Below are 25,460 nucleotides of genomic sequence, written 5' to 3'. Positions count from 1 at the left end.
AGCTCATTAGCTTTGCTAGCGTATCAACTAAAAGTTGATATCTATTTATTACTTATGTTTCGTTCGCTAACTTAGTTGTTAGTTACTTAAAACGTCATTGATTACGTTTTGCTTGTTCAGTTTTCAAGGTTCATTTTGTTGTCGCTTTGTTTCAGCAACTTTTATATCATAACATGGTAAATTTATGATGTCAACAATTATTTTCGAATTGTTTTTTTTATGAAGTTACTTTCAACAGTTATCTTAACGACTATTAATACTATATCACAATACTTTTAGTTTGCAAGTAGTTTTATAAAAAAACTATTAAAAAAGTAATTCCTAATATTCCTGGTATGCCGAATACAGCTATTGTAAGCACAGAGAACATATTTATCGGTATATTATAACCATTGTAGCCTACTACTAAATGAATAATGAATAATAATAAAAAAGCACACGCTATACGAAACCAAAATATAGATAATCTTTCAAAGAGTTTCCCCCACTTCACATGTCTTCCTACTATATAAAGAAAAAGAAGCACTACAGGAACACAAATACTCACTATTACAGTCCACGGCATAAACCTGCCTCCTTAGATAATAATATGAAAGTTTATGATTTCTGTATGGCTTCTATTACTTGCGTAATTACTATTTAATTAACACACGGCGGATTCGAGCTTCTTTAAATAAATAATAATGAATACTCTCTGATGCTTTTCGTTGTGCAATCGGGTCTAAATCATAATCATCCAATAATCCTTCAATTACTTTTGCTTGTTGCAAATCTTCTTTTGTCTCTTTTATGAGATGCACCAGTTTGTCATCGAATTCTTTTTTTAATTTCCCCTTACGTCGGAAGAACATCTCATTCCCTCACTCTACAACTCGCGACGACCTTCCATCGCCTTTGATAATGTTACTTCATCTGCATATTCTAAATCTCCACCTACTGGTAGACCATGAGCAATACGCGTTGTACGAATACCCGAAGGTTTTACAAGACGTGAAATATACATAGCTGTCGCTTCTCCTTCTATTGTAGAGTTCGTCGCTAAAATAAGCTCTTGTACCGTTTCATCCTGTAAACGCACTAAAAGAGATGCTACATTAATGTCTTCTGGACCTACACCATCCATAGGTGAAATAGCCCCTTGTAACACATGATACTTTCCGTGATAATCACGCATTTTCTCCATCGCAATTACATCTTTCGTGTCTTGTACAACACAGATAACTGATGCATCACGTTGCTTATCAGAGCATATATGACACGGATCTATATCAGTAATATTGCCACAAACTGAACAGTAGCTAAGATTTCGTTTTGCATCTATTAATGCCTTTGAAAACGATAAAACATCTTCTTCCTTCATTGTTAACACAAAAAACGCCAGTCGAGCCGCAGTTTTCGGCCCGATACCTGGCAATTTCATAAAGCTATCGATTAGCTTCGATATTGGTTCAGGGTAATACATGTTGTTTGCCTCCTAGAATGGAAGGTTCATTCCTTGCGTGAATTTACCCATTGTTGCATTCGTTTTTTCTTCCACTTTTTTAAGTGCTTCGTTTGTCGCAACAACGATTAAATCTTGTAGCATTTCGATATCTTCCGGATCAACTACTGCTACATCAAGGTTTACATCTACAACTTCACGTTGACCAGTAACAGTAACTTTCACCATACCGCCGCCAGCAGCACCTTCAAATTGCTCTGCATTTAAAGCCTCTTGAGCTTCCATCATTTCCTTTTGCATTTTTTGCATTTTTTTCATCATGCCTTGCATATTTCCCATTCCACGCATAATTGTATTCCTCCTAATTAATTAGTCTTCCATAATTTCAATAAAATCTTTACCGAATAACTTTTCAGCTTCCGTTACAAGTGGATCTTGTGACGCGAGAGGCTGAGCATCATCGATATAAGGACCTTCCGGCATTTCTGCTGGTGGTTCCATTAATTCGACTCCATGACCCATTGGCGCAGGTTGTTCTTCTTTTTGCTGTAAACCGTGATCACGGATGAATTCTTCACGCAACTTCACCCAAGCCTCCTCAGGTGTACAAAGCATTTCGTACATCGTTCCTGTTTGACCGGCAATTAGCTGTGTGAATTGTGCTTTTAACGCTTGGTTATCAGCAACCATTTGACAATGAATATCATACTTGAATTTTAACACAAAAGCACCTGGAGATGCCGCAACAGGTTCAGCTTCTGCCAAAAGTGCGGATTGCGATTTTTGCAATTGACTTAGAGCCTGCCCCCACACACTTTTAACGCGTTGTACGTCTTGCTTCGTAGCATCCTTTAATACCTCTAGTATACGTCCAGTTGGTGCTTTATAGCCGCCTGGGCTTTTTGCACGTGGGCGTTGTTCTTTCGGTGCCTGTGCAGTTTGCATAGGTACACCACTTTGCAATTGTGCGGATAATTGCTGCACCATTTGTTCGAGAGCAATTACCTTTTGTGCCAATTCAGGATTAATACCTACTTCTCCTTGTGTGGCGGTTTGACTTACTGCTCCTCCTGAAAATTGCACCATCTTTAATAGAGCAGTTTCTAAATAGATTTTCGTATGATGTGAAAAACGCATTTCCTGCTGTGTTTTCGCTAAAATATCAATATATCCATATAAGACATCCGGAGCAAAGTCATGAGCTAACACCATTACCCGCTCTTCCGGTGAAACAAGCTCTAACAGATCCGCTAAATTTTCACTTGTTTGTAATAGAAGCAAATCACGGAAAAACGTAATTAAATCCTCAGACAAACGGAGTGGATCTTTTCCATCTGCGATAAGCTGTTCAAGTAATGTAAGCATCTGTGCGACATCTTTTGTCTTTAGCGCTTCTGCTAAATCATAAAAGATATCCTGGCTAATGGATCCTGTTACAAGCAGGGTATCTTCAAGCTTTAACATCTCTCCACTAAAAGATACAACTTGGTCTAGTAAACTAAGTGCATCACGCATACCACCAGCAGCTGATTGTGCGATAACCTTTAAACCCTGTTCCTCATAAGGCAACTCAATATCTTCTAACACGACTTTCATACGCTCTAAAATATCATTCGTCGAAAGTCGTTTAAAATCAAAGCGCTGACAACGAGAAATAATCGTCGCAGGTAATTTATGGGGCTCTGTCGTTGCTAAAATAAAGACAGCGTGTAGAGGCGGCTCTTCTAATGTTTTTAATAGCGCATTGAAGGCACTTGTAGAAAGCATATGCACTTCATCGATAATATACACTTTGAATCTGCTACTAGCCGGAGCAAAACGTACTTTTTCTATAATGTCACGGATCTCTTCAACGCGTGAATTAGACGCAGCATCAAACTCAATGACATCAGGGTGTGACCCTTCTGTGATACTTAAGCATGTCGCACATTCATTACACGGTTCACTTGCCGGTGCGTGCTCACAGTTCAGGGCTTTTGCAAAGATTTTCGCTGTACTCGTTTTCCCGGTGCCTCGCGGTCCAGAAAAAAGATACGCATGTGTTGTTTTATTTGCCAGGAGAGCATTTTGTAGTGTTCTTTTCACATGCGTTTGACCAGACATTTCACGAAAAGATTGTGGTCGATACACACGATAAAACGCTTGATACGTCAATGACTTCCTCTCCTTTTCTTTTTAAATAATGTAGTTCTATTATAACACCAGCTATTTCATTTATAAAACAGCGACGCCATTTTTTTCATATCAATAATGCCTCGGCGTAATTGTTGCTAACAATTCGCTTTCGCACAGAAAAACAATGTGTCTATATTTTGAATTGTGTTTGCACAATTTACTTCCTTGCAAAATCTATAACATCTGCCGGAGGCTTTATTTTCATTTGAATGAAAATAAAAAAAACGCATTCGCCTATAGTAGACGAATGCGTTTGAATTGGCATAATTTATGCCGTGCACCTTTCTTCGACAGCCGCACATAAGCGTTACTCTTGTCGTTAGCTCAGATTAGGCAACCCCGCGGCACATGAATGAGACCACTTAATGCTGCTTCCTTCCGGACCTGACATAGTTCATGGGTATCCATTGCGCAGGACCCAATCGTCAACACTACGTGCAAAAGGCAGACCCTACAATACGGACAGCCTCGAAAAAGGAATTCAGTCTCGCTAGAGCGGATTGCGAGTTACAGGACACCGCTACCTTCCCACCTAGCACGGCAATACTTAGTATACTGACTGTTTCTTAAAAATGCAATGAAATGCACAAATTATTTGTTATAGAAGCCACTCTAAAGTTTAATTTCCCCTCTCAAAAACGCTCTTAACCCTACTTATTACAACTGTTTTTCTTGTTTAATAAGAAATGTATTTAAAAATAAAACAAAAAAACTCAACAAAAGTATTGACCTATTTTATATTTCATGTTAAATTAATTCTTGTCGATAAGACATTGCAACAATATAACATGGAGGTATACCCAAGTCTGGCTGAAGGGATCGGTCTTGAAAACCGACAGGCGGGTAACACCGCGCGGGGGTTCGAATCCCTCTACCTCCTCCAGTTTTTTAAAACCGACTACATGATGTAGCCGTTTTTTTTTGCATAAAAATTATATGTCACGCTTTTGATATGCCACTTCCTATTAGGTCGTGGCATTTTTTATTATATAATTAGCTAAATCTATTTGAATGGGGGATTTATTATTCGTGTATTAAAAAATGTTTTTTCTAAGACATCCTTTACATGGATTTTTACAATTGCTGTATTAACGGCAATTGGCGGTGAGATTAAAATCTCACCTTTCGCCGATACAACCTTTCGATTTGGACTAGGTAGTATAATATTCTTTTTATGCACTCTCCTTAAGCCTACCCCACTTATCTCGGCTGGTATTGCCACTAGTGCTGTAACGATATTTTTCCGTGTCGCGTTGGATTATCCATATCAAGATATAGGGTTGTTAGATAGCCTACTTTCTCATTTGCCCGCGGCTACATTTTATTTACTTTTTTCTATTTGCTTGTACTATTTAAAGATTCAACAGTATCGAGAAAAACCTTTGATTCTTGGTATATTTGTAGCATTGAGTGAAGTAATTTCTAATTTAGCAGAACAAAGTATTCGCTTTTTATTACATTCCGATACTCTTTTATTTATACAAGACTTATTTATTCTTTTTGTTGTAGCCTTACTACGAAGTTTTTTTGTTGTGGGTATATATAGCTCTATTTTAATTACAGAGCAAAAGAAACGTGTGCAAGAAATGTTAAATTTAGGATCCGAATTATATGTAGAAACACTCTACTTAAAAAAATCCATGAATAATATCGAAGCAATTACTGCAAATGGGTTTGATTTATATCGTCAATTAAAAGAACAAGGCCATCGTGCAGAATGTATGCAAGCGCTCTATATTGCCCAGGAAATTCATGAGGTAAAAAAAGATTCGCAGCGAATTTATGCAGGTATTTCTAAAATAATTGGCGAGAAAAACTTTGGATTGTTCCATCTTTCCGAGATATTACATTATGTAGTAGTTGGTAATAAAAAGTATAGTGCGCTTCTTAGAAAAGACGTGCAGTTCAATTTGACGCAAGATTGTGATTTCCAAACGGACGAGCATATTGCATTACTTGCCTTACTAAATAACCTAACAGCAAATGCCGTAGAAGCAATTACAACACAAGGATCAATTGACATTCATGTTCAACAAACAGCAAACGACACTGTATTTAGTGTTTCAGATACCGGAAAAGGTATTTCAGAAGATCAGCTTTCAGTCATTTTCGAGCCTGGCTATACGACAAAATACAATACTGAAGGTGTTGCTGCAACAGGCATCGGTCTTTCACATGTAGCAGCCTTAGTAACAAAGTTAGATGGCACAATTTCTGTCGAATCCAGTCTTGAAAAAACAATGTTTAAAATTAAAATTCCAACGCAAACTATTCAGACAGGAGAGACTTAAATGAGATATTTTATTGTAGATGACGATCGCGCAAGTCGTGCGATGTTAAATCAAATTATTGAAGATGGTGGTTTAGGTACTGTTATCGGTGAGGCTAGTAGTGGTGAAGATGCTATTCCACAAATTTTAATGACACAACCCGAATTTGTCTTAATTGATTTACTCATGCCTAAGCTAGATGGCATCGCCACAGTAGAGCAACTAATTCAAAACCGCTTTGAAGGACAATTCGTTATGATTTCCCAAATAGTTAATAAGGAAATGGTCGGTGAAGCGTATATGCGTGGGATTGATTTCTTTATTCATAAACCGATTAACCGTATTGAAGTGGAAAATGTGTTACGTAAAACAACCGAACAATTCCGACTAAAAAATTCATTACATGTTATCCGCCAATCACTTATTAATATCGACCTAAGTGAGCAAAAAAACCACAAAACAACATCCCGTGACCATATTCAAACTATTTTAAGTGATATGGGTATTGTCGGTGAGATTGGCAGTGAAGACATTATAGCTATTATTGAAACACTACTCGCTCATCAACATAAAATTGCACCTTTGCCTCCGTTAAAAGAGTTATACGAAGAAATTGCAGGTGTCACAAAATCCACACCTGATGAGATTTTAAAAGAGAGTAAAGCAATTGAACAGCGTGTGCGCCGAACAATTTTGGCAGCAATGATTAATCTTGCGAATCTAGGTGTTGTCGATTATACAAACTCGGAATTTGAATATTATGCTCCACGTTATTTTGATTTTAAAGAAATTCGCCAACTCATGAAGCAAATAGAGGATCACGGTAATCGTAAGGCAAAAGTGAATATTAAAAAATTTATTCAGGTATTATACTCAGAAATTTTAGCAAAAACAAATTAATTTATTCGGATTTTGTCGGATTTTATAAGTCCTCCGTATTATTAAAGTAAGGCATGTCCTAAAAATTTAATACGTTAGGAGGAACTAGGATTTTGAAAAAATTATTTAAAATCAGTTTAGCCGCTCAAATTTTAATCGGTTTGATTTTAGGGATCATTGTTGGTGGTATTTTTTATGGTAACCCCACTGTTGAAACATATTTACAACCATTAGGAGATATTTTCCTACATCTTATTAAGATGATTGTTGTACCGATTATAATTTCGACATTAATCGTAGGCGTAGCTGGGACAGGCGACATGAAACAGCTAGGACGATTAGGCGGAAAATCACTTATTTACTTCGAGGTTATAACAACAATTGCAATTATTGTTGGATTACTTTCAGCAAACTTATTCCACCCTGGTACTGGAATTAATATGAACGAACTGTCTCAAGGTGATATTTCAGGTTATGTATCAACAACTGAGGAAGTGAAAGAAGAGGGGCCTTTTGATATTATTGTTGGTATTGTACCTACAAATATTATTCAATCAATGGCTGAAGGCGATATGCTTGCCATTATCTTCTTCTCTGTTATATTCGGTCTAGGCGTTGCTGCAATTGGTGATCGAGGCAAGCCAGTATTGGCATTCTTCCAAGGTGTGGCTGATGCCATGTTCTGGGTAACCAACCTTGTCATGAAATTTGCACCATTAGGCGTATTTGGTTTAATTGGTGTAACCGTTTCCAAATATGGATTTGCTTCCCTTATCCCACTTGGTAAGCTAGCCATCGTCGTATATGCAACGATGATTTTCTTCATCTTTGTAATCCTTGGGATCGTGGCAAAATTAGCTGGTGTTAATATTTTCTTCTTAATTAAAGTGTTAAGAGATGAGTTAATTTTAGCATTCTCTACAGCGAGTTCTGAAGCTGTATTACCACGTATCATGTTAAAAATGGAGAAATTGGGCGCACCAAAAGATATCGTATCCTTTGTTATACCAACAGGTTACTCCTTTAACTTAGATGGCTCTACATTGTATCAAGCAATTGCTGCTTTATTTATCGCACAAATGTATGGGATTGATTTAAGTATTGGTGAACAAATTACATTAATGCTTGTATTGATGGTAACTTCTAAAGGTATTGCTGGTGTACCAGGTGTATCATTCGTTGTACTTCTTGCAACACTAGGCACTGTCGGTATTCCAATTGAAGGTCTAGCATTTATCGCAGGTATTGACCGTATCCTTGATATGGGACGTACAGTTGTAAATGTAATCGGTAACTCACTTGCATCACTAGTAATGGCGAAGTGGGAAGGCCGTTTGGATACAGAAAAAATGAAGAACTACTTTAACGAAAATGAAAAATTAGTGTAAAAATATGATTAAAAATCCCCACTACAAGCTGTGTAGTGGGGATTTCTTTATTTTGCTAACACTTTATCTAAATAGGCAATGATTGATTCTTTACCATCCTTATGTGCATCCTGCTCACGAGTCTTGTCTTTTTTAACTTTTACCTCAGCAGCATTGACAACACACTCTGCATCTTCTTGTGGCACCACAATAACGCCATCTATATCACCAATGATATAATCGCCTGGCTGTACAGTTACACCACCAATCGCAATCGGTACATTTACTTGTCCACCGCCATTTTTATTACCAGCTGCAACTGTCGTTCCTAAAGAAAACACAGGAAAATCTAACTCTCGAATGGCAGCAATATCACGAATAACACCATCCACGACAAAACCTTGTACACCAATACCTTTTGCTAATGAAATAACAAAATCCCCTGCCACTGCACGGTTTGTATTCCCTTTTGCATCAATAACTAGAATATCTCCCTCATTAGCAGCACGAATTGCCTCAAGTACAGCACCATTTTCACCGTCTGGTAAACGAACTGTGATCGCACGCCCAGCAATTTTAAAATGGTCAGCTAATGGTTTAATCTCACTACGTAAATTTGTATGTCCACCAGTTGCATCCGAAATTGCCGTCGTTGGCAAGTGTTTAAAACTTACTTCTACCTTTGTCATCCCATAACACCCCTATTATGATTTTCAAAGCCATATACAAATAGCCTCTTACAATATTGTAAATATAAAACCAACTTTATTACTAGTACAATTTAACATAAATGAAAATTTACATTCTATTCTCACTCTACAAGATCTAAAAGCTGTTCTCTTTTCCATTGCTGATTAAGTTAATAACCGCTATTATATTTATGATAATTAGATAGTATTTCTGATGTTGATTCTGTAATATCTATCTAAAAAGTACACGAATAGAAAATGAGGTTTTTATGGATAGTCAAAAGTTATATGAACAACGCAATAAAATTATCGCGGCTTTTCTAGTCGCCGCCTTCATCGGTTTATTTAATGAAACAGCACTCAATATGGCCTTTGCCCAGTTGATTGTTGATTTTAAAACTGATGCTTCAACAATTCAATGGCTAACAACAGGTTATTTACTAACACTAGGTATTCTAGTTCCTATTTCAGGAGTACTGATGCAGCGCTTTACGACGAGACAGTTATTCAGTGTTTCTCTATTGTTCTCCCTTATAGGTACCTTAGTCTCAGCAATTTCCCCTACTTTTACCTTATTACTCATCGGACGCATTATTCAAGCTGTTGGTACAGCGATTATTCTGCCACTTATGATGCAAGTTATCTTAATGGTTTACCCAATTAATCAGCGTGGTGCTGCTATGGGGAAAATCGGGTTGGTTATTATTTTTGCTCCCGCCATCGGACCTACGATTGCTGGCTTTGTCATGGAACACTTATCGTGGCATTATATATTCTGGATTAGCTTGCCGTTTTTAGCGATTTCATTTGCACTTGGCTCTAAGTTCGTTCAAAATGTCAGCGAAGTACGTCCAGTTACCTTCGATATATTATCTATTACACTTTCAACAATTGGCTTCGGCGGTGTCGTGTACGGTTTTAGTATTTCAGGAAAGCTCGGCACATTCTTTACAGCTGAAGTGATAGGTTCTATTGTAGTAGGGGCTATTGGGATATTGCTATTCTGCTTACGCCAACTAAAAATGGAGCAACCGATGCTCAACTTAAAAGTATTTACGTTCCCTATGTATAATATAGGGATTTTAATGGTCATTATTGTGCATATGACTATTTTGGCAACAATGGTATTACTTCCGATTTATTTACAAAACATTTTACTTCTCGCACCAATGATTGCCGGGTTATTACTTTTACCAGGCGGAGTCATTAATGCATTTATGTCTGTCGTTTCTGGTCATATTTTTGACCGCTTCGGTCCTCGTGTGATGGTACCGATTGGTTTGTTAATGGAAATTGCAGCACTTATGGCGCTCCGTACAATTGATGCAGAAACATCTATTTACTTTATAATGGTATTTCATATTATGATGTTTATTGGTATTTCGTTAGCTAGTATGCCTGCACAAACAAACGGATTAAACCAGTTACCGAGGGATCTCTATCCAGATGGTTCAGCATTTATGAATACATTACAGCAAGTAGCTGGTGCTATCGGAACAGCCGTTTCCATTACAGTTATGTCCATTAGTACAACAAGTTTTGTAACAAAAAATGGCGCATCTTCTGAAAGTGAGTTTGCTGGCTCAATTCTAGGTGTACAACATGCATTAACTTTTGCTTTAGTACTTGCAATTATTGCACTTGTTCTATCATTCTTTATGAAGCGTGTGCAAGATAATAAATAAGAAGAAGCATGTGGTATTGTAAAAATACCACATGCTTCTTTTAAATTATTTCAATAAATTGCTTAGAACGATCATCCAACGCCTCAGCTGCCGAAGCTATTTCAATAAAGTCATCCGTTGTTACGTTGATTTGCACATTCGTTTTCTCGACGTTATCAGATACACGTATAATACCTTCAGTAACCTGCCCAATTTCATGTACTATCCCCTCTACGTTATCTTTCACTTCTGAGATGGATTGCTCAACTCTTACTGAAAGTTTTCTAACCTCTTTTGCTACAACATCAAATCCTCGGCCATATTCGCCCGCTCGCGCTGCTTCAATAGCTGCATTTAATGCAAGCAAATTTGTTTGAGAAGCAATTCCTTGAATCGTTTTAACAATACCTTTAATAGATTCAGCCTGTTTTTGTAACTGGCCAAGATTTTTCATATTCTCCTCAGATTCTTTTGATATTCGTTGAATTGTTACAAGTAAATCCTCGCTATTTTTAATGCCCGCCTCCGAACGGCTATGAAGTTGTGTAGCCATTTGCTTTAATTCATCCGCAACATTAACAATTGTGTTTTGTCGTTCAGTAATATTTGTTGCAATTTTCGATACGCCTATCACTTTTCTTGAATTATTCGCAAACACAGGCATATACGTAGCCTCAAGCCAAATTTTATTCCCATATGCATCCATTCGGTCAATTTTATCTTGGTAGCTTATACCTAATGATAAGTTGCGCCAAAACTGTTCATACCTAGGTCCATTTATAAATTCGGGAAGGCAGAATTCCTTATGATGTTTTCCTATCATGTCTTTCACTGTATAACCCATTGTTTTCGCAAAAAGATCATTCACATAGGCCACTTTACGCTCCATATCAAAACGGATAATGGCTACATTACGCTCAATTGCCTGGACCACTAAATCATCAGTTACTTGTGTGTCTATTTTTTGCATAAAATTCACCTCGGTAATTCTAGTTTACTAGAAAACAATCTCCTTTTATTTGCATTGATTTCATACTTCACTTTTTAAAAAGACGCAGACAAACAAAATTTCTGGATCCTCAATTTTTTTGACGCACACCACTTTCTCTTGTAGATTGAACATGGCCCTGACTCAATCAATAACTAGTCTTGAAACGTTATAAATAATCATGATAAAGTAATCTTTTGCGCGTTTATTAGTTCAACAGCTGCACGATATCCAAAGAAAATATTAAACTTTTGAACCTCTAATTTGCGCTGTGTCTCTTCATATGCTCTGGTGTTATTCCTACATTGTACATTTTTAGCTATGGTATTTGAGCGTTTTATATTTCACGTCCAAACTACCCAAGTAATACAAATAGAAACGATATATCCTTCCCTTAACTGCGACTCATTCCGCTTATAGTAGGAATCGGGGGCTTCTTCAACCCTGGGTTTTTTTTGTATTAATTTAATTATTTCGACACATTGGAGTAGTACTCCTTTTTTTACACCTATGTAATTTTTCACAAAAGAACATGTCCTAATTATTAAACACAAAAAAACATGGGTGAAATTTACCCATGCTCATTTAATAAATTTCAAAATATCTTCTGCTGTCATCGCTACACGAATAAGCGATTTTTGGTCTGTACGGATAAAACCTTCCTCTATCATTCTATCAAAATGCTGTAAAAGTAAATCATAAAAGCCGTTTATATTGTATAAAATAACTGGTTTTTCATGTAGTCCAATTTGCGCCCATGTAAACACCTCAAAATATTCATCCATTGTGCCACCACCACCTGGTAGTACAATGAACGCATCCGAAAAATCCACCATTTTTGCTTTTCGAATATGCATCGATTCTACAAAATGAATTTCTGTCAATGAAGGATGCGCAATTTCACGCATCTGTAGATGAGTCGGCATTACACCAACAACCTCACCACCTGCTGTCAGAACTGCATCAGCTACTTTACCCATCAATCCAATTTTCGAACCCCCATACACTATGCCATAACCATTCTGTGCTAATACCGTGCCCAACTCGGTTGCTTTCTCAGCGTAAATTGGATTTTTACCCATACCAGACCCACAATATACCGCTACCCTCATACTATCTCCCCCTATCAAAAAAAACGCGACAACAATAGGGCTCACATTGTTGCACGTCTTTTAGTTAATTATTTTCTAGATTGGCTGGTGTGTGCATGCCGCTCTGCCACTGGTACAGAACGCATTAATGTCCTTAGTACATCTTAAAAATTCAAGCATAATTCATGTCCTATTTTCGTAAATGACTCGTTTGTTTAAGCATATGACTAATACGGCTTACAATTGATTCAATTGTATCCGGATTTTTCATTAAATCGTAATCATTAATATCTAAACGTAGGACAGGACAAGAATTAAAATTATTAATCCAGTTCTCGTATCGTTCATGCATTTCAATCCAATAATCATTTGATGTTTGTTGCTCCATTTCACGCCCACGCTCCTGAATACGACCGATTACATCATCAATCGGACCCTCTAAATAAATCACTAGGTCAGGGTGCGGGAAGTACGGTGTCATCACCATGGCATTGAATAGACTTGTATATGTCTCGTAATCTGTTGGGCTCATTGTACCTTTGTCGTAATGCATCTTTGCAAAGATACCTGTGTCCTCGTAGATAGATCTATCTTGAATAAAGCCACCACCATATTCAAAAATACGCTTTTGCTCTTTAAAGCGTTCGGCTAGGAAATATACTTGTAAGTGGAAACTCCATTTTTCAAAGTCATCATAAAACTTATCTAAGTATGGATTTGCATCTACTTTTTCAAATGACGTACGGAAGTTTAATGCTTTTGCTAATGCATTCGTCATTGTCGATTTTCCAACACCAACCGTTCCCGCAATTGTAATGACTGTGTTCGGAGGTATATCGTATTTTTCTCTTAAACTCATTGCTGCAAACTCCTTTGTTGTAACGTATCCTCTATTGTCTTTAATATATATTTTAAATCATTTGGATTTTTCACAAAATCTAAATGATCCCCGTTAAATCGAATAACAGGTATTTCAGGATGCATTTTTTCAAATTGTTCTGTAAAGGCATGATAATCCACGACTAGTTGTTCCATATAATCACGGGAAATCATCTTTTCAAACTCCCGCCCACGCATCGCAATACGTTCCATAAGTGTATCAACACTCGCAGACAAATAGACGACTACATTTGGGACAGGCATATCCTTTGTTAAAATTTGATAAATTTCTTCATACTTATCATACTCGCTTTTTGCTAACGTACGTTTTGCAAATATTAAATTTTTAAAAACATGATAATCTGCGACTACTGGCGCTTTGTTCAACGCACGATATTTTTTTACGTCCGTTAATTGCTTATAGCGATTACAGAGAAAAAACATCTCCGTCTGGAAGCTCCACTCTTCGATGTTTTCGTAAAATTTATTTAAAAACGGATTTTCGTCTACTATTTCTTTTAATAGATGGTAATTAAATGTCGAAGCAATCTCATTAGATAGCGAGGTTTTGCCAACACCAATTGGACCTTCTACCGTAACAAATGGAAGCGTCAAAATAGCTCCTCCTTTACGTGCAAAATTAAATCAGTGCTTATCATTGTATCATAGGGATAAAATGAAAAACAGAGACAGCGTTTGTATGCTACATAATATAAAATGTTTTCTTCCCCATATATTCGCTACTATTCCTCTAGCGAGTATGAACTAACCCTAATAAAGCTAGAATGGATTAGCGTATAGTTTATTATTACATTTATATAGTAACAACTTTAGCTTTTCATGATAATTACAATCCATTAATAGAGTTGGGTTGAGTTGATAGTTAAATTAGACGCATGCTACACTATGCCTAAGGAGAGATAACATTGATTATTTTTGAGAAAGACCGTAAGTTTATGCAACTTGCCTTAGAAGAAGCACAAAAAGCTGCTGTACTTGGTGAAGTACCGATTGGCGCGGTTCTTGTATTTGAAGGAGAAATCATTGCGCGTGCACACAATCTACGAGAAACTACACAAAATGCTACAACTCATGCAGAGCTGATGGTTATTCAAGAGGCATGCGCAAAAATTGGCAGCTGGCGCTTAGAAGAAACAACTCTTTATGTCACATTAGAACCTTGCCCAATGTGCGCTGGAGCTATTTTACAGTCTCGTGTTCCTCGCGTCGTATATGGAGCAAGAGATACGAAAGCAGGCTGTGTAGATTCACTATATCGCCTACTGAATGATAATCGCTTCAACCATGAGTGTGAGGTTACAGAAGGGGTTTTGGCGGAGGAATGCGGACAGATATTGACGGACTTTTTCCGTGCCTTGCGTGAACGGAAAAAAGCAGAGAAAAAAGCTCGAAAACTTGCTGAACAAGAGGTGAACTCAGATACGATTTAGCAAAATTAAAAAGACAATTGAATACTTTCTATGCGATACTCTTAAAGGTCGTATTCAATTGCATGCTGCCGTCTATCGTCACTCGCATGACCAGCAGACACGGACATGGATAACATTTGACGGCAAAGAAATTTTTAGCGCAGCTGACTTAAGCTATCTTTTAGAACACGAAAAGCGTTATCAAAAACTACGAGAGAAACAACAGTTAAAACCATTGTCTCCGCCATTAGATTGGAAGGAACTGTGGCAATCACCTGAACGTCTGGCACTTCATGATGCATCAGAGCAAGCTTCACAGCAATTGATTCAAGAAGGAATTTTGGATAGCTATATTGTTCAGCAGGCTTTGTTGGCTTATCCTAAACTCTCTATCCAAGAGGCTCGAATTTCTGAAAACCCTTTTATACGCGCATTGACTTATTTTGACCGGCGTACAGGAAAACGTACCTTGCAAAAGATACCACTGCCAATACATCCGATGGAACAACACTTTTACAATATCCGCATACAGGCAGAAAAATAGCCTCTCCCATTCAATATGTTAACGGGAAAGGCTATTTTCATGATTATTTGATTGGAGCTGTAATTACTTCTTTACCACCCATGTACGGACGTAATACTTCTGGAATTACTACAGAACCATCGGCTTGTTGGTAGTTTTCTAAAATAGCTGCCACTGTACGACCAATTGCAAGACCTGAGCCGTTCAATGTATGCACATACTCTGGTTTTGCATTTGGCTCACGGCGGAAGCGAATGTTTGCACGACGCGCTTGGAAATCTTCAAAGTTTGAACAAGAAGAAATTTCACGGTACATGTTTTGTGCTGGAATCCATACTTCTAAGTCATATTTTTTAGCAGCAGTGAAGCCTAAATCTGCTGTACACATTTTTAACTTACGGTATGGTAAACCTAATAATTGCAGCACTTTTTCAGCATGACCTGTTAACAGTTCAAGTTGCTCGTAAGATTCTTCTGGTTTTACAAAACGTACCAATTCAACTTTATTGAATTGGTGTTGACGAATTAAACCACGTGTATCACGACCTGCAGAACCCGCTTCTGAACGGAAGTTAGCACTGTATGCTGTAAATGCTTGCGGTAATGCATCAATTGATAAAATCTCATCACGGTAATAGTTCGTTACAGATACCTCTGCTGTTGGAATCATGAAGTAATCTAAACCTTCTAATTTAAATACATCTTCCTCAAACTTTGGTAATTGACCTGTACCTGTTAAGCTATCGCGGTTGACGATTTGTGGTGGTAACATCTCCGTATAGCCATGCTTATCAGAATGTAAGTCCATCATAAAACTCATTAACGCACGCTCTAAGCGAGCACCTAAACCACGGTAGAATAAGAAACGGCTACCTGTTACTTTAGCGCCACGCTCGAAGTCCACAAGTTGTAAATCCGTCGCGATATCCCAGTGTGCTTTAATGCCAAAATCAAATGAAGGCACTTCACCCCACTTTAAAACTTCTACATTATCGTCTTCTGTTGTGCCAACTGGTACAGATTCGTGTGGAATGTTTGGAAGTCGCATCATCATATGTTTGAATTCATCTTCAACTGCGTTCAATTGTGCATCTAGTTCCTTAATTTCATCGCCTACTTGGCGCATGCGTGCAATGACTTCATCTGCATTTTCTTTATTTCGTTTCATCACAGAAATTTGCTCTGACACTTTATTACGCTCAGCTTTAAGCTCTTCTGTTTTTGCAATTAACTCACGACGCTTTGCGTCTAAACCTTCAAAGTCGTCTAAGTTCCCTAAATCTTCATTACGTTTTAATAACATTTCTTTAATTTCCGCAAAGTTTTCACGGACGCGTTTAATATCTAACATCGGTCATACCTCCAGTAGATTCAAAATGATGGGATAGTGTTTAAGAGAACACAAAAAAGCCCTCATCCCATGAAAGGGACGAGAGCTACCCGCGTTGCCACCCTAATTGATTAGACGAATGCCTAATCCACTTATCAAATAACGGCTTTTCAACCGGCTACAGCCTACTTCATTCACTTCGACTGAGCAACTCCAGGACGGATTCACAAGTGCTTTTATCAGCTTCCACCAGCCGCTGACTCTCTAAAAAAAACGTGCTTGTTACTACTTCCCATCATCGTGTTTACATATTTAAATTTTAACCATACTGTACTATATGAAACCAAACTTTGCAAGTGACAGCTTTATTAAGCTACTACAACATTAATGAAATATTCCATAATGCGTGTGTCTCGTGTTAATTCAGGATGAAATGAGCAACCAAGCAAATGTCTATCTCTCGCTAAAACTATTTTATCGTCACATGATGCAAGTATCTCTACCTGTTCACCGACCGATACAATATGAGGAGCCCGAATAAAAACAGCCGGTATATCCTCTCCTATTTCCTTTATACTGAGTAGCACTTCAAAGCTATCTACTTGGCGTCCATAGGAATTACGGGCAACCTTTACATCCATCACTGCTAAATGTGATTCGTAATCAACAACATCTCGCGCCAATAAAATTAACCCAGCACATGTACCAAACATCGGTAAGCCTTTTTCAGCAAGTATTCGAATTGGCCCAAGTAAACCGTAACGATCCAGTAGTTTTCGCATCGTCGTACTTTCCCCACCAGGTAAAACAAGTCCATCTAGCTCAACTAACTGCTCAGCACGCGTGATCGTAACAGCTTCACATCCCAGCTCCTCTAACATTTGCACGTGCTCTCTTACAGCACCTTGCAAAGCTAATACGCCTATTTTTTTCATATTACCAGCCTCGCTCTTGCATACGTTCATTCTGACTAAGTTGTGCAATATCAATACCTTTCATCGGTACACCTAATTCCTTTGAAATTTCAGCAATTAACTTATAATCCTTATAATGTGTAGTCGCCTCTACAATCGCACGTGCAAATTTCTCTGGATTTTCTGATTTAAAAATGCCTGAACCAACGAATACCCCATCTGCCCCAAGCTCCATCATCAACGCTGCATCTGCCGGAGTTGCAACGCCTCCTGCTGCAAAGTTAACGACAGGTAAACGACCAAGACGCTTAATTTCACGTAGTAACTCAAATGGTGCACCTAGATTTTTTGCTTCTGTCATTAATTCATCTTCTGTCATACCGACTACTTTACGCACCTGCGCATTGACCTTACGAATATGGCGAACCGCTTCAACAATATTACCCGTTCCAGGCTCACCTTTTGTTCGTAGCATTGATGCCCCTTCACCAATACGACGTGCTGCTTCCCCTAAATCACGACAGCCACAAACGAACGGTACCGTGTAATCACTTTTTAATAAATGATACTCCTCATCTGCTGGTGTCAGCACTTCACTCTCATCGATATAATCTACACCCATTGCCTCTAACACACGTGCTTCAACGATATGGCCAATGCGGGCCTTTGCCATCACTGGAATCGATACAGCTGCCATCACTTCTTCGACGATGCGTGGGTCCGCCATACGTGCTACACCGCCCGCCTTGCGAATATCTGATGGTACTCGTTCTAACGCCATTACTGCTACAGCTCCTGCTGCCTCTGCAATTTTTGCCTGCTCTGCATTTATAACGTCCATAATGACGCCACCTTTTTGCATTTCTGCAATTCCGCGTTTTACTAACTCTGTCCCTGTTTGTTTCATTTCCCTAACCTCCACCTTTGTGATGAAATCTAGTATAATAAATATTGACCATATAAAAATATCCAGTTCACAAAAAAACTACAAGGTCAGTAAGGGTGAAGCATATGGACATGCTATTATTTCAGCTAGAAAAAAATGGGGATAAACCTCTCTATGATCAGCTTTATAGCGGCTTAAAAGATGCTATTATTTCGAAGAAAATTACCGTCGGAGAAAAATTACCGTCGAAAAGAAAATTGGCAGATTTTTTAAATATAAGTCAAACAACTATTGAAATTGCCTATGCCCAACTGCTTGCAGAAGGGTACATTATGTCAAAATCACGGGTGGGCTATTTTGTCGAGGAAATCGATGACTTACCATATATCCAACAAGAAGTGACTGCAATACCAAGCGAACAACCAAAGAAGAAATCATACGTAATAGATTTTAATCCTGGCTCAATTGATATTGACGCCTTCCCTTTTCAAACCTGGCGCAAATATGCACGTGATCTCTTTGACAATACCTCAAAGGAATTACTACTAACAGGTGCACCACAGGGCGAACTTGCCCTACGTACTGAAATTGCTCATTATTTATACCAATCACGTGGCGTTGTTTGTAACCCTGAACAAATCGTTATCGGCTCTGGTACGGAACAACTACTCCCGATGATCTTACGCTTATTCAAGGAAGATGCTTGCTTTGCACTTGAGAACCCAGGATATCCAACAGTACATCGCATGTTTTCACAATATAAACGGAAAGTATTTCCTATCCCAGTCGATGATGAGGGAATTGTTATTCATGAGCTTGAAAAAACAAGTGCTGATGTCGTCTACATCACACCCTCACACCAATTCCCGACTGGCGCAGTGCTTTCCGCTACACGACGTGCCCAAGCTTTAAATTGGGCTGCTGGAAGCCCTTCTAGATATATTATTGAAGATGACTATGACTCTGAATTTCGTTATACAGGTAAACCAATTCCTGCCCTACAAGCATTAGACCGTAATGATAAAGTCATTTATATGAGTACTTTTACGAAATCACTAATGCCATCTTTACGTGTTGCTTATTTCGTATTACCACCGAAATTACTTTCTACATACAACGATGTATTTAATTATTACTCATCAACAGTCCCTAGATTCGATCAACATATAGTAGCAAATTTTATGCGAGATGGTCATTTCTCCAAACATTTAAATCGTATGCGAAAAATTTATCGAAAAAAACACGATCAGTTAACATCTATTCTAGAAAACTATTTTCCGCAAATCCAAATGGCAGGGGAACAAGCAGGTATGCATGTTTTACTAACTGTGGAACATACGCTATCAGAAAAACAACTTCAGCAACTTGCTAATGATGCCGGAATCGGTATTTACCCATTATCTGATTATCGTCTTGATAGACAAACAAATCAGCAGGCCCAATTTCTACTTGGCTTCGGTGGAATTCCTGTGCAGCAAATCGAATCAACAATTGAGAAACTCATGACCTGTTGGCACATAAAAAAACAACCAACATCCAATTCACAGTAATTTGTGGTTGGATGTCGGTTATTTTAGTTACATTGTAAACTCAATCAAAATATTACGGGACAAAGTTAATGTGATTCTTTTAACTGCACATTATAGTGGTCAAACCATGTATGAATTTGCCCTAAATAGGCTAATAACTGCGGGCCAGCCATTAATTGACCATACCAAGGAACTTGAAAAGATTTGCCCCCTGATTCAATCAGCTCTGTTAGTTTCTTCTGATCAAACAATTCCCGAAGAATAGAATTTTTATCATTCATTATCTCCCGCAACCACTTTTGGACTCCGGCTGTATATTGAGGATGATACGTTTTAGGGTATGGATTCTTTTTCCGATATAATACTTCTTCAGGTAGTAAGTGCTCCATTGCCTTGCGTAATAACCCTTTTTCATTGCCACCTAGATTTTTCATTTCCCAAGGAATATTCCATGCGTATTCTACAAGACGATGATCTGCAAATGGCACACGCACTTCTAGGCTAGCCCCCATACTCATACGGTCCTTTCGCTCTAGCAATGTTTGCATAAACCACACCATATTCAAATAAAACATTTCACGCAGCTTTACTTCCCCTACACTTTCACCTTCTAAACCTGGTACCTCTGAAATTGTTTGTGTATAGGCATTATGTGCGTACTGTTCTACGGCTAATTTATCACGCCACTCGTCACGTAATATGTCCGCTCTTTCAGACAAAGAACGTATCCAAGGGAATCCTGCTGTCGGTTGTGCGAACCACGGATAACCACCAAAAATTTCATCTGCACATTCTCCTGACAAGGCAACGGTAAAGTCGTTTTTAATTTCTCTACAAAACCACAATAACGACGAATCTACGTCTGCCATCCCTGGGGCATCCCTTACAATTACTGCCTCTTTTAGCAAATCGATTAACCGTTGTTGTGAAATCACTTCTGAATGGTGCGTTGTGTCAAACGAATCATTCATTTTTTTGATCCAGTATGTGTCCGTGGATGTTTGATAAGCATGTGGATTAAAGAAACGCTCATTGTCTTCGTAATCAATCGAATAGGTGTGAAGTTTCCCTTTATTTTGCTGTTTGAACGTATTTGCTGCAATACCTGTAATAATACTCGAATCTAAGCCACCCGAAAGAAACGTGCAAATCGGCACATCTGACACAAGCTGTCTTTCAATTGCGTCACTTAGTAAAAAGCGTACATGGTCAATTGTGTCACCTAGTGATTCCTCATGCTTTTTACTTTCCACTTGCCAGTATCGCCAAACCCGTAAGCCTTCTCTAGAAAAGCGCATTGCATGACCAGGGCGTAACTCTTCAATCTCTTGAAATAATGCTTTTCCGGGCATTCTCGACGGTCCTACGGCAATAATACTCGCTATCCCCTCATAATTAACGACAGGACGTATTGTAGGGTGTGCTAATAAGGCTTTTACTTCTGAAGCAAAGAAGAGTCCTTCGCTTCTCTTCGTATAAAACAATGGTTTAACACCTAGTCGATCTCGACATAAAAAGAGTGACTGCTCTTTTTCATCCCAAACCCCAAATGCAAAGATGCCATTTAAATAGTCAACGCATTGTTCTTTCCATTCAATATAAGCTGTTAATAATACTTCTGTGTCTGAATATGTTGTAAAAACATGCCCTCGCTTTTGCAACTCTTTACGTATCTCGTCTGTATTATATAGCTCGCCATTATATGTAATGACATAGTTTGAACCATCGTAGGTTTTCTCCATTGGTTGTTTACCACCAATCAAATCAATGACCGCTAATCGTCGATGGCCAAATGCAATATGCTCACTACACCAAATGTTTTCATCATCGGGCCCTCTCTTATTCAATGTTTGCGTCATTGCCTGCATGATTTGTCTACTCGTACGTAAATCCTTTTGAAAACTAGCCCACCCTGTAATGCCACACATTTAACCACACCCTTTCGCCTAATAACCTATGCAAAAACATATGTAAATGTGAAAAAGGCAAGATTCCAAATTGGAACCTTGCCTTTTCTATTAAGTTATTTTAAAATAATCCGCCAACGAAGTCAGTAATACCGCCCCATAAATTACCGAAGAAGTTTCCAATTCCTTGGAAGAATAGTGAAAATCCACTAGCACGCTCTACAGCTGCTGTTGTGACAACATCCGATGAAAACTCTTTACCATCAATAAAGCCATAGTCTGTTCCTTCTGTGCGCTCAATCACTACTTTGCCGACTACTGTATCTTTCTTCACGTCAGCTTCTAGACTTTCTTTATCTAACACTAATTTTGGTTTATACAAATCTTTTTCAGATGATTTTACCATAAATGAAATTGGCTCTTTCACAGCAATTGCTACTTCGTCCTCTTTTCCTTTAGTAACCTTCACCGTTTTTTGCTTTTTAAACGTATAGTTAGCTGGAATAATTTCTTGTTTAGAGAATTGTCCAAATCCATAATCGAATAATTTTGCTGTTGCATCAAAGCGAGCTTTATAAGATCCTTGTCCATTTGCATCTACAGCTTTCATTACAACTGCGATTAAACGTGTACCATTGCGCTCAGCGGTACCTGTAAAACAATGACCTGCAAAGTTTGTAGTACCTGTTTTTAGACCGTCTACACCTTCATATTGGAAAACCAGTCCTGGTAACATGAAGTTCCAGTTTGACATTTCAATCGCATCATCTGTGCCTTCACGGAATGTCTTTTTCGCAATTTTAGAAGTATCTATTACAGTTGGATGGTCTTTTAGTAAATGGTACGCTAATTTTGCCACCGATTTAGCAGGCATCACATTTTCATCTTCTACACCCGTACCCACTGGATGCATACCGAATAAATCAGCATTGTTTAAACCTGACGAATTGACAAATTTATAGCCTTCTAAACCAAGCTCTTCTGCTTTTTTATTCATTAACTTTAAAAACTCAGTTTCAGTACCTGCAATTGTTTCAGCAATTGCTACCGTTGCAGCATTTGCAGAATAAATCGCCATTGCTTCATATAACTCACGGATTGTATAAGAACCATCAGCTCGTAATGGTACATTACTTAATGCACGGTTTTGAGACATACGGTACGTATAGTCTGTCACACGGTATTCTTGTTCCCATGTTACTGTACCTGCTTCAATTGCATCTAGTAGTAAGTACTCCGTCATCATCTTCGTCATACTTGCAATACCTAAAGGAGTATCTGCATTTTGTTCATATAAAATTTTACCTGAATCTGCATCGATTAAGATAGCAGCATCCACAGTAAGCCCTAAATCTGTTGCCGCGCTTGCTTTCGCAGGAACACCTGCAAAGATGCTAATAAGCAGAACAGAAATTAAGGAGATACGTAAAACGGTGTTCATTATCTTTTTCACCTAAAAACCCTCCAAAAATTATTCTTGTCCTCGACATTTTATCATAGAAGTTATGACTGGTGCGCACTCTTTATCATAAAAAATGCCCCTGTATCCTCATATAGACGATACAAGAGCTTAAAAGTTGCTACTAATTACTGGATTGAATAGTTTGGAGATTCTTTTGTAATTTGTACATCATGTGGATGTGACTCACGAAGGCCTGCACCCGTCATACGAATGAATTGTGCGTTGTCACGTAAATATTCAAGGCTAGGAGCTCCACAGTAGCCCATACCTGCACGAATACCACCAATTAATTGGTAAATTGTATCAGCTAGAGGCCCTTTGTAAGGAAGACGCCCTTCAATACCTTCTGGTACTAATTTTTTCGCATCTTCTTGGAAGTAACGGTCTTTTGAACCTTTTTCCATTGCACCGATTGAACCCATACCGCGGTAAACTTTGAAGCGTCGACCTTGGAAGATTTCTGTGTCCCCTGGAGATTCAGAAGTACCTGCAAGGAGTGAACCAAGCATTACGATATTACCACCAGCTGCAAGAGCCTTTACGATATCACCAGAGTACTTAATACCTCCGTCAGCAATAATTGTTTTACCTAGCTCGCGAGCTACTGTAGCGCAATCATAAACTGCCGTAATTTGTGGAACACCTACACCAGCTACAACACGAGTTGTACAAATAGAACCAGGTCCAATACCTACTTTGACAACGTCTGCACCAGCTTCAAATAATGCACGTGCACCTTCGCCTGTAGCTACATTACCCGCGATAATTTCTAATTCTGGGTAATTCTCACGGATTGAACGAATCGTTTCTAAAACGCCTTCTGAGTGGCCGTGTGCTGTGTCAATTACCACAATGTCCACTTGAGCTTCTACTAGCTTCTCAATACGTACCATCGTATCTTTAGAAACACCTACAGCTGCACCTACTAATAAACGTCCATGAGTATCTTTTGCAGCGTTCGGGAATTCAATTACCTTTTCGATATCTTTAATTGTGATTAAGCCAGTTAATTTACCGTTTTCATCAACGATTGGTAACTTTTCAATTTTATATTGTTGAAGAATTTTTTCAGCACCCTCTAGAGTCGTTCCAACAGGGGCTGTAATCAAATCTTCTTTTGTCATTACATCTTCAATTTTCAAAGAATAGTCTGAGATGAAACGTAGGTCACGGTTTGTAATGATACCTACTAATTTTTGATTTTCCATGCTATCAACAATTGGAACACCAGAGATACGGTATTTCCCCATTAAGTGTTCAGCATCAAATACTTGGTGAGTCGGAGTTAGGAAGAATGGGTTTGTAATAACACCATTTTCAGAACGTTTTACTTTTTCTACTTGTTCGGCTTGCTCATCAATACTCATATTTTTATGAATAATACCAATACCACCTTGGCGAGCCATAGCAATAGCCATTCTAGACTCTGTTACAGTATCCATTCCCGCACTTACCATTGGAATATTTAATTTAATTTTTGGTGTCAGTTGCACTGATAAGTCAACATCTTTTGGTAATACTTCTGAATGAGCTGGTACTAATAATACATCATCAAAAGTCAAACCTTCTTTGGCAAATTTAGTTTCCCACATTTCGTAACTTCCTCCTATGTTAAAAGAATATTAATTGTAAGATTAACAACGTGTCATGCTACTGTCAAGAAACTTATAAAAGAAAGACAATTCAGACTTTTTGTTATATCAACTTTTACTAAAATATATCCGCTTTATCGGCGTATTTTGATATATATATGACCAAATTACAGCTTCTTTAATATATTAGGAACTCTCTTAAACTATCCTCCATATTCGTTTCTACAATACTAATTTTCTGAGTAAACATATTAAATATAAGTTACATATTAATTATTATGAATCATTGTGTATTCCATTTATTTAATTTTGAAATAATAAAAAAACAGCCAACATATAGTTGACTGTTTCATGTGCCTAGCGACGTCCTACTCTCACAGGGGGAAGCCCCCAACTACCATCGGCGCTAAAGAGCTTAACTTCCGTGTTCGGTATGGGAACGGG

General features: G+C 38.2%; 23 protein-coding genes, 1 tRNA gene, 1 rRNA gene, 1 other RNA gene, 1 pseudogene and 1 other annotated feature. Of the genes and pseudogenes, 8 read left to right on the top strand and 19 right to left on the bottom strand.

Annotation, left to right across the window (positions count from 1 at the left end; genetic code table 11):
* Positions 1–292: 292 nt before the first annotated feature.
* The 6 genes from ACIQZG_RS23155 to ffs all read right to left on the bottom strand — a co-directional run bounded on the left by ACIQZG_RS23155 (position 293) and on the right by ffs (position 4,157).
* Positions 293–565 (bottom strand): pro-sigmaK processing inhibitor BofA family protein, encoded by a 273-nt coding sequence (locus ACIQZG_RS23155; RefSeq protein ID WP_402758299.1) that lies wholly within the window; start codon positions 563–565, stop codon positions 293–295.
* 70 nt (positions 566–635) lie between these two features.
* Positions 636–851 (bottom strand): YaaL family protein, encoded by a 216-nt coding sequence (locus tag ACIQZG_RS23150; RefSeq protein ID WP_402758297.1) that lies wholly within the window; start codon positions 849–851, stop codon positions 636–638.
* Positions 852–865: 14 nt separating this feature from the next.
* Positions 866–1,462, bottom strand: a complete 597-nt coding sequence (gene recR / locus ACIQZG_RS23145; protein WP_402758295.1) for a recombination mediator RecR — start codon at positions 1,460–1,462, stop codon at positions 866–868.
* Positions 1,463–1,474: 12 nt separating this feature from the next.
* Positions 1,475–1,789, bottom strand: a complete 315-nt coding sequence (locus ACIQZG_RS23140) for a YbaB/EbfC family nucleoid-associated protein (RefSeq protein ID WP_402758294.1) — start codon at positions 1,787–1,789, stop codon at positions 1,475–1,477.
* Positions 1,790–1,810: 21 nt separating this feature from the next.
* Positions 1,811–3,595, bottom strand: a complete 1,785-nt coding sequence (dnaX, locus tag ACIQZG_RS23135; RefSeq protein WP_402758292.1) for a DNA polymerase III subunit gamma/tau — start codon at positions 3,593–3,595, stop codon at positions 1,811–1,813.
* A gap of 294 nt (positions 3,596–3,889) precedes the next feature.
* An RNA gene (ffs, locus tag ACIQZG_RS23130) (signal recognition particle sRNA large type) lies at positions 3,890–4,157 on the bottom strand.
* A gap of 249 nt (positions 4,158–4,406) precedes the next feature.
* Here ffs and ACIQZG_RS23125 point away from each other — a divergent pair.
* The 4 genes from ACIQZG_RS23125 (at position 4,407) to ACIQZG_RS23110 (ending at position 8,153) form a co-directional block, all read left to right on the top strand.
* Positions 4,407–4,499, top strand: a tRNA-Ser gene (locus tag ACIQZG_RS23125).
* 124 nt (positions 4,500–4,623) lie between these two features.
* The gene (locus ACIQZG_RS23120) at positions 4,624–5,907 is read left to right on the top strand and encodes an ATP-binding protein (RefSeq protein ID WP_402758290.1); all 1,284 of its coding nucleotides are present in this window, start codon (positions 4,624–4,626) and stop codon (positions 5,905–5,907) included.
* On the top strand, positions 5,908–6,786 hold the full coding sequence (locus tag ACIQZG_RS23115; RefSeq protein WP_402758288.1) for a response regulator: 879 nt from the start codon (positions 5,908–5,910) through the stop codon (positions 6,784–6,786).
* Between the two features lie 92 nt (positions 6,787–6,878).
* Positions 6,879–8,153 (top strand): cation:dicarboxylate symporter family transporter, encoded by a 1,275-nt coding sequence (locus ACIQZG_RS23110; protein ID WP_402758286.1) that lies wholly within the window; start codon positions 6,879–6,881, stop codon positions 8,151–8,153.
* A gap of 47 nt (positions 8,154–8,200) precedes the next feature.
* On the opposite strand, the gene ACIQZG_RS23105 is transcribed toward ACIQZG_RS23110, so the two are convergent.
* Complete coding sequence (locus ACIQZG_RS23105) at positions 8,201–8,821, bottom strand: RraA family protein (RefSeq protein ID WP_402758284.1); 621 nt, start codon at positions 8,819–8,821, stop codon at positions 8,201–8,203.
* A gap of 269 nt (positions 8,822–9,090) precedes the next feature.
* Between ACIQZG_RS23105 and ACIQZG_RS23100 the strand changes: the two genes are divergently transcribed.
* Positions 9,091–10,506 carry an MDR family MFS transporter gene (locus ACIQZG_RS23100; RefSeq protein WP_402758282.1) on the top strand — a complete coding sequence of 472 codons (1,416 nt, stop codon included), beginning with the start codon at positions 9,091–9,093 and terminating at the stop codon, positions 10,504–10,506.
* Between the two features lie 40 nt (positions 10,507–10,546).
* On the opposite strand, the gene ACIQZG_RS23095 is transcribed toward ACIQZG_RS23100, so the two are convergent.
* The 5 genes and pseudogenes from ACIQZG_RS23095 to ACIQZG_RS23075 form a co-directional block, all read right to left on the bottom strand.
* The gene (locus tag ACIQZG_RS23095) at positions 10,547–11,038 is read right to left on the bottom strand and encodes a methyl-accepting chemotaxis protein (protein ID WP_402758301.1); all 492 of its coding nucleotides are present in this window, start codon (positions 11,036–11,038) and stop codon (positions 10,547–10,549) included.
* Positions 11,039–11,080: 42 nt separating this feature from the next.
* Positions 11,081–11,455, bottom strand: a pseudogene (locus tag ACIQZG_RS23090) (PAS domain S-box protein); the annotation flags it as partial.
* Between the two features lie 599 nt (positions 11,456–12,054).
* Positions 12,055–12,585 (bottom strand): LOG family protein, encoded by a 531-nt coding sequence (locus ACIQZG_RS23085; protein ID WP_402758280.1) that lies wholly within the window; start codon positions 12,583–12,585, stop codon positions 12,055–12,057.
* Positions 12,586–12,754: 169 nt separating this feature from the next.
* Complete coding sequence (locus ACIQZG_RS23080; RefSeq protein ID WP_402758278.1) at positions 12,755–13,423, bottom strand: deoxynucleoside kinase; 669 nt, start codon at positions 13,421–13,423, stop codon at positions 12,755–12,757.
* Positions 13,420–14,058, bottom strand: a complete 639-nt coding sequence (locus ACIQZG_RS23075; RefSeq protein WP_402758276.1) for a deoxynucleoside kinase — start codon at positions 14,056–14,058, stop codon at positions 13,420–13,422. Before ACIQZG_RS23075 ends, ACIQZG_RS23080 begins: the two co-directional genes overlap by 4 nt.
* Before the next feature lie 311 nt (positions 14,059–14,369).
* On the opposite strand from ACIQZG_RS23075, the gene tadA reads away from it, so the two are divergent.
* Together tadA and ACIQZG_RS23065 are read left to right on the top strand one after the other, a co-directional pair.
* Positions 14,370–14,894: a tRNA adenosine(34) deaminase TadA gene (gene tadA / locus ACIQZG_RS23070; protein ID WP_402758275.1), complete on the top strand. Its 525-nt coding sequence runs from the start codon at positions 14,370–14,372 to the stop codon at positions 14,892–14,894.
* Entirely contained in the window at positions 14,884–15,417 is a 534-nt protein-coding gene (locus ACIQZG_RS23065) for an SF0329 family protein (RefSeq protein WP_483869799.1), read from the top strand. The genes tadA and ACIQZG_RS23065 overlap by 11 nt, the downstream gene beginning before the upstream one ends.
* A 43-nt stretch (positions 15,418–15,460) precedes the next feature.
* Here the strand turns inward: ACIQZG_RS23065 and serS are convergent, their stop codons facing one another.
* The 3 genes from serS to pdxS form a co-directional block, all read right to left on the bottom strand.
* Positions 15,461–16,747, bottom strand: coding sequence for a serine--tRNA ligase (serS, locus tag ACIQZG_RS23060; protein ID WP_402758271.1), 1,287 nt, complete (start codon positions 16,745–16,747; stop codon positions 15,461–15,463).
* Positions 16,748–16,818: 71 nt separating this feature from the next.
* Positions 16,819–17,034: a binding site (T-box leader), on the bottom strand.
* Positions 17,035–17,094: 60 nt separating this feature from the next.
* Complete coding sequence (gene pdxT / locus ACIQZG_RS23055) at positions 17,095–17,661, bottom strand: pyridoxal 5'-phosphate synthase glutaminase subunit PdxT (RefSeq protein ID WP_402758269.1); 567 nt, start codon at positions 17,659–17,661, stop codon at positions 17,095–17,097.
* 1 nt (position 17,662) lies between these two features.
* A complete protein-coding gene (gene pdxS / locus ACIQZG_RS23050; protein ID WP_402758267.1) occupies positions 17,663–18,547 on the bottom strand; it encodes a pyridoxal 5'-phosphate synthase lyase subunit PdxS in 885 nt (294 codons plus the stop codon).
* Positions 18,548–18,651: 104 nt separating this feature from the next.
* Between pdxS and pdxR the strand changes: the two genes are divergently transcribed.
* Positions 18,652–20,076, top strand: a complete 1,425-nt coding sequence (gene pdxR, locus ACIQZG_RS23045; RefSeq protein ID WP_402758266.1) for a MocR-like pyridoxine biosynthesis transcription factor PdxR — start codon at positions 18,652–18,654, stop codon at positions 20,074–20,076.
* A 65-nt stretch (positions 20,077–20,141) separates the two neighbouring features.
* On the opposite strand, the gene asnB is transcribed toward pdxR, so the two are convergent.
* The 4 genes from asnB to rrf all read right to left on the bottom strand — a co-directional run.
* Positions 20,142–21,983 carry an asparagine synthase (glutamine-hydrolyzing) gene (asnB, locus tag ACIQZG_RS23040; RefSeq protein WP_402758264.1) on the bottom strand — a complete coding sequence of 614 codons (1,842 nt, stop codon included), beginning with the start codon at positions 21,981–21,983 and terminating at the stop codon, positions 20,142–20,144.
* Positions 21,984–22,083: 100 nt separating this feature from the next.
* Entirely contained in the window at positions 22,084–23,415 is a 1,332-nt protein-coding gene (locus ACIQZG_RS23035; protein ID WP_402758262.1) for a D-alanyl-D-alanine carboxypeptidase family protein, read from the bottom strand.
* 134 nt (positions 23,416–23,549) lie between these two features.
* Positions 23,550–25,016, bottom strand: coding sequence for an IMP dehydrogenase (guaB, locus tag ACIQZG_RS23030; RefSeq protein WP_402758260.1), 1,467 nt, complete (start codon positions 25,014–25,016; stop codon positions 23,550–23,552).
* Between the two features lie 355 nt (positions 25,017–25,371).
* Positions 25,372–25,460 (bottom strand): 5S ribosomal RNA (rrf, locus tag ACIQZG_RS23025); the annotation flags it as partial.

Source organism: Lysinibacillus sp. NPDC096418 (assembly GCF_044762775.1).
Lineage (GTDB): Bacteria > Bacillota > Bacilli > Bacillales_A > Planococcaceae > Lysinibacillus.
Note: the sequence above shows the minus strand (reverse complement) of the source record. Positions and strands in the feature narration are given on the sequence as shown.

Coding starts and splice junctions, on each gene's coding strand:
- ACIQZG_RS23155 (WP_402758299.1), bottom strand. CDS start 565: ATGCCGTGGACTGTAATAGTGAGTATTTGTGTTCCTGTAGTGCTTCTT.
- ACIQZG_RS23150 (WP_402758297.1), bottom strand. CDS start 851: ATGTTCTTCCGACGTAAGGGGAAATTAAAAAAAGAATTCGATGACAAA.
- recR (WP_402758295.1), bottom strand. CDS start 1,462: ATGTATTACCCTGAACCAATATCGAAGCTAATCGATAGCTTTATGAAA.
- ACIQZG_RS23140 (WP_402758294.1), bottom strand. CDS start 1,789: ATGCGTGGAATGGGAAATATGCAAGGCATGATGAAAAAAATGCAAAAA.
- ACIQZG_RS23115 (WP_402758288.1), top strand. CDS start 5,908: ATGAGATATTTTATTGTAGATGACGATCGCGCAAGTCGTGCGATGTTA.
- ACIQZG_RS23105 (WP_402758284.1), bottom strand. CDS start 8,821: ATGACAAAGGTAGAAGTAAGTTTTAAACACTTGCCAACGACGGCAATT.
- ACIQZG_RS23100 (WP_402758282.1), top strand. CDS start 9,091: ATGGATAGTCAAAAGTTATATGAACAACGCAATAAAATTATCGCGGCT.
- ACIQZG_RS23095 (WP_402758301.1), bottom strand. CDS start 11,038: ATGGCTACACAACTTCATAGCCGTTCGGAGGCGGGCATTAAAAATAGC.
- ACIQZG_RS23085 (WP_402758280.1), bottom strand. CDS start 12,585: ATGAGGGTAGCGGTATATTGTGGGTCTGGTATGGGTAAAAATCCAATT.
- ACIQZG_RS23080 (WP_402758278.1), bottom strand. CDS start 13,423: ATGAGTTTAAGAGAAAAATACGATATACCTCCGAACACAGTCATTACA.
- serS (WP_402758271.1), bottom strand. CDS start 16,747: ATGTTAGATATTAAACGCGTCCGTGAAAACTTTGCGGAAATTAAAGAA.
- pdxT (WP_402758269.1), bottom strand. CDS start 17,661: ATGAAAAAAATAGGCGTATTAGCTTTGCAAGGTGCTGTAAGAGAGCAC.
- pdxS (WP_402758267.1), bottom strand. CDS start 18,547: ATGAAACAAACAGGGACAGAGTTAGTAAAACGCGGAATTGCAGAAATG.
- pdxR (WP_402758266.1), top strand. CDS start 18,652: ATGGACATGCTATTATTTCAGCTAGAAAAAAATGGGGATAAACCTCTC.
- asnB (WP_402758264.1), bottom strand. CDS start 21,983: ATGTGTGGCATTACAGGGTGGGCTAGTTTTCAAAAGGATTTACGTACG.
- guaB (WP_402758260.1), bottom strand. CDS start 25,016: ATGTGGGAAACTAAATTTGCCAAAGAAGGTTTGACTTTTGATGATGTA.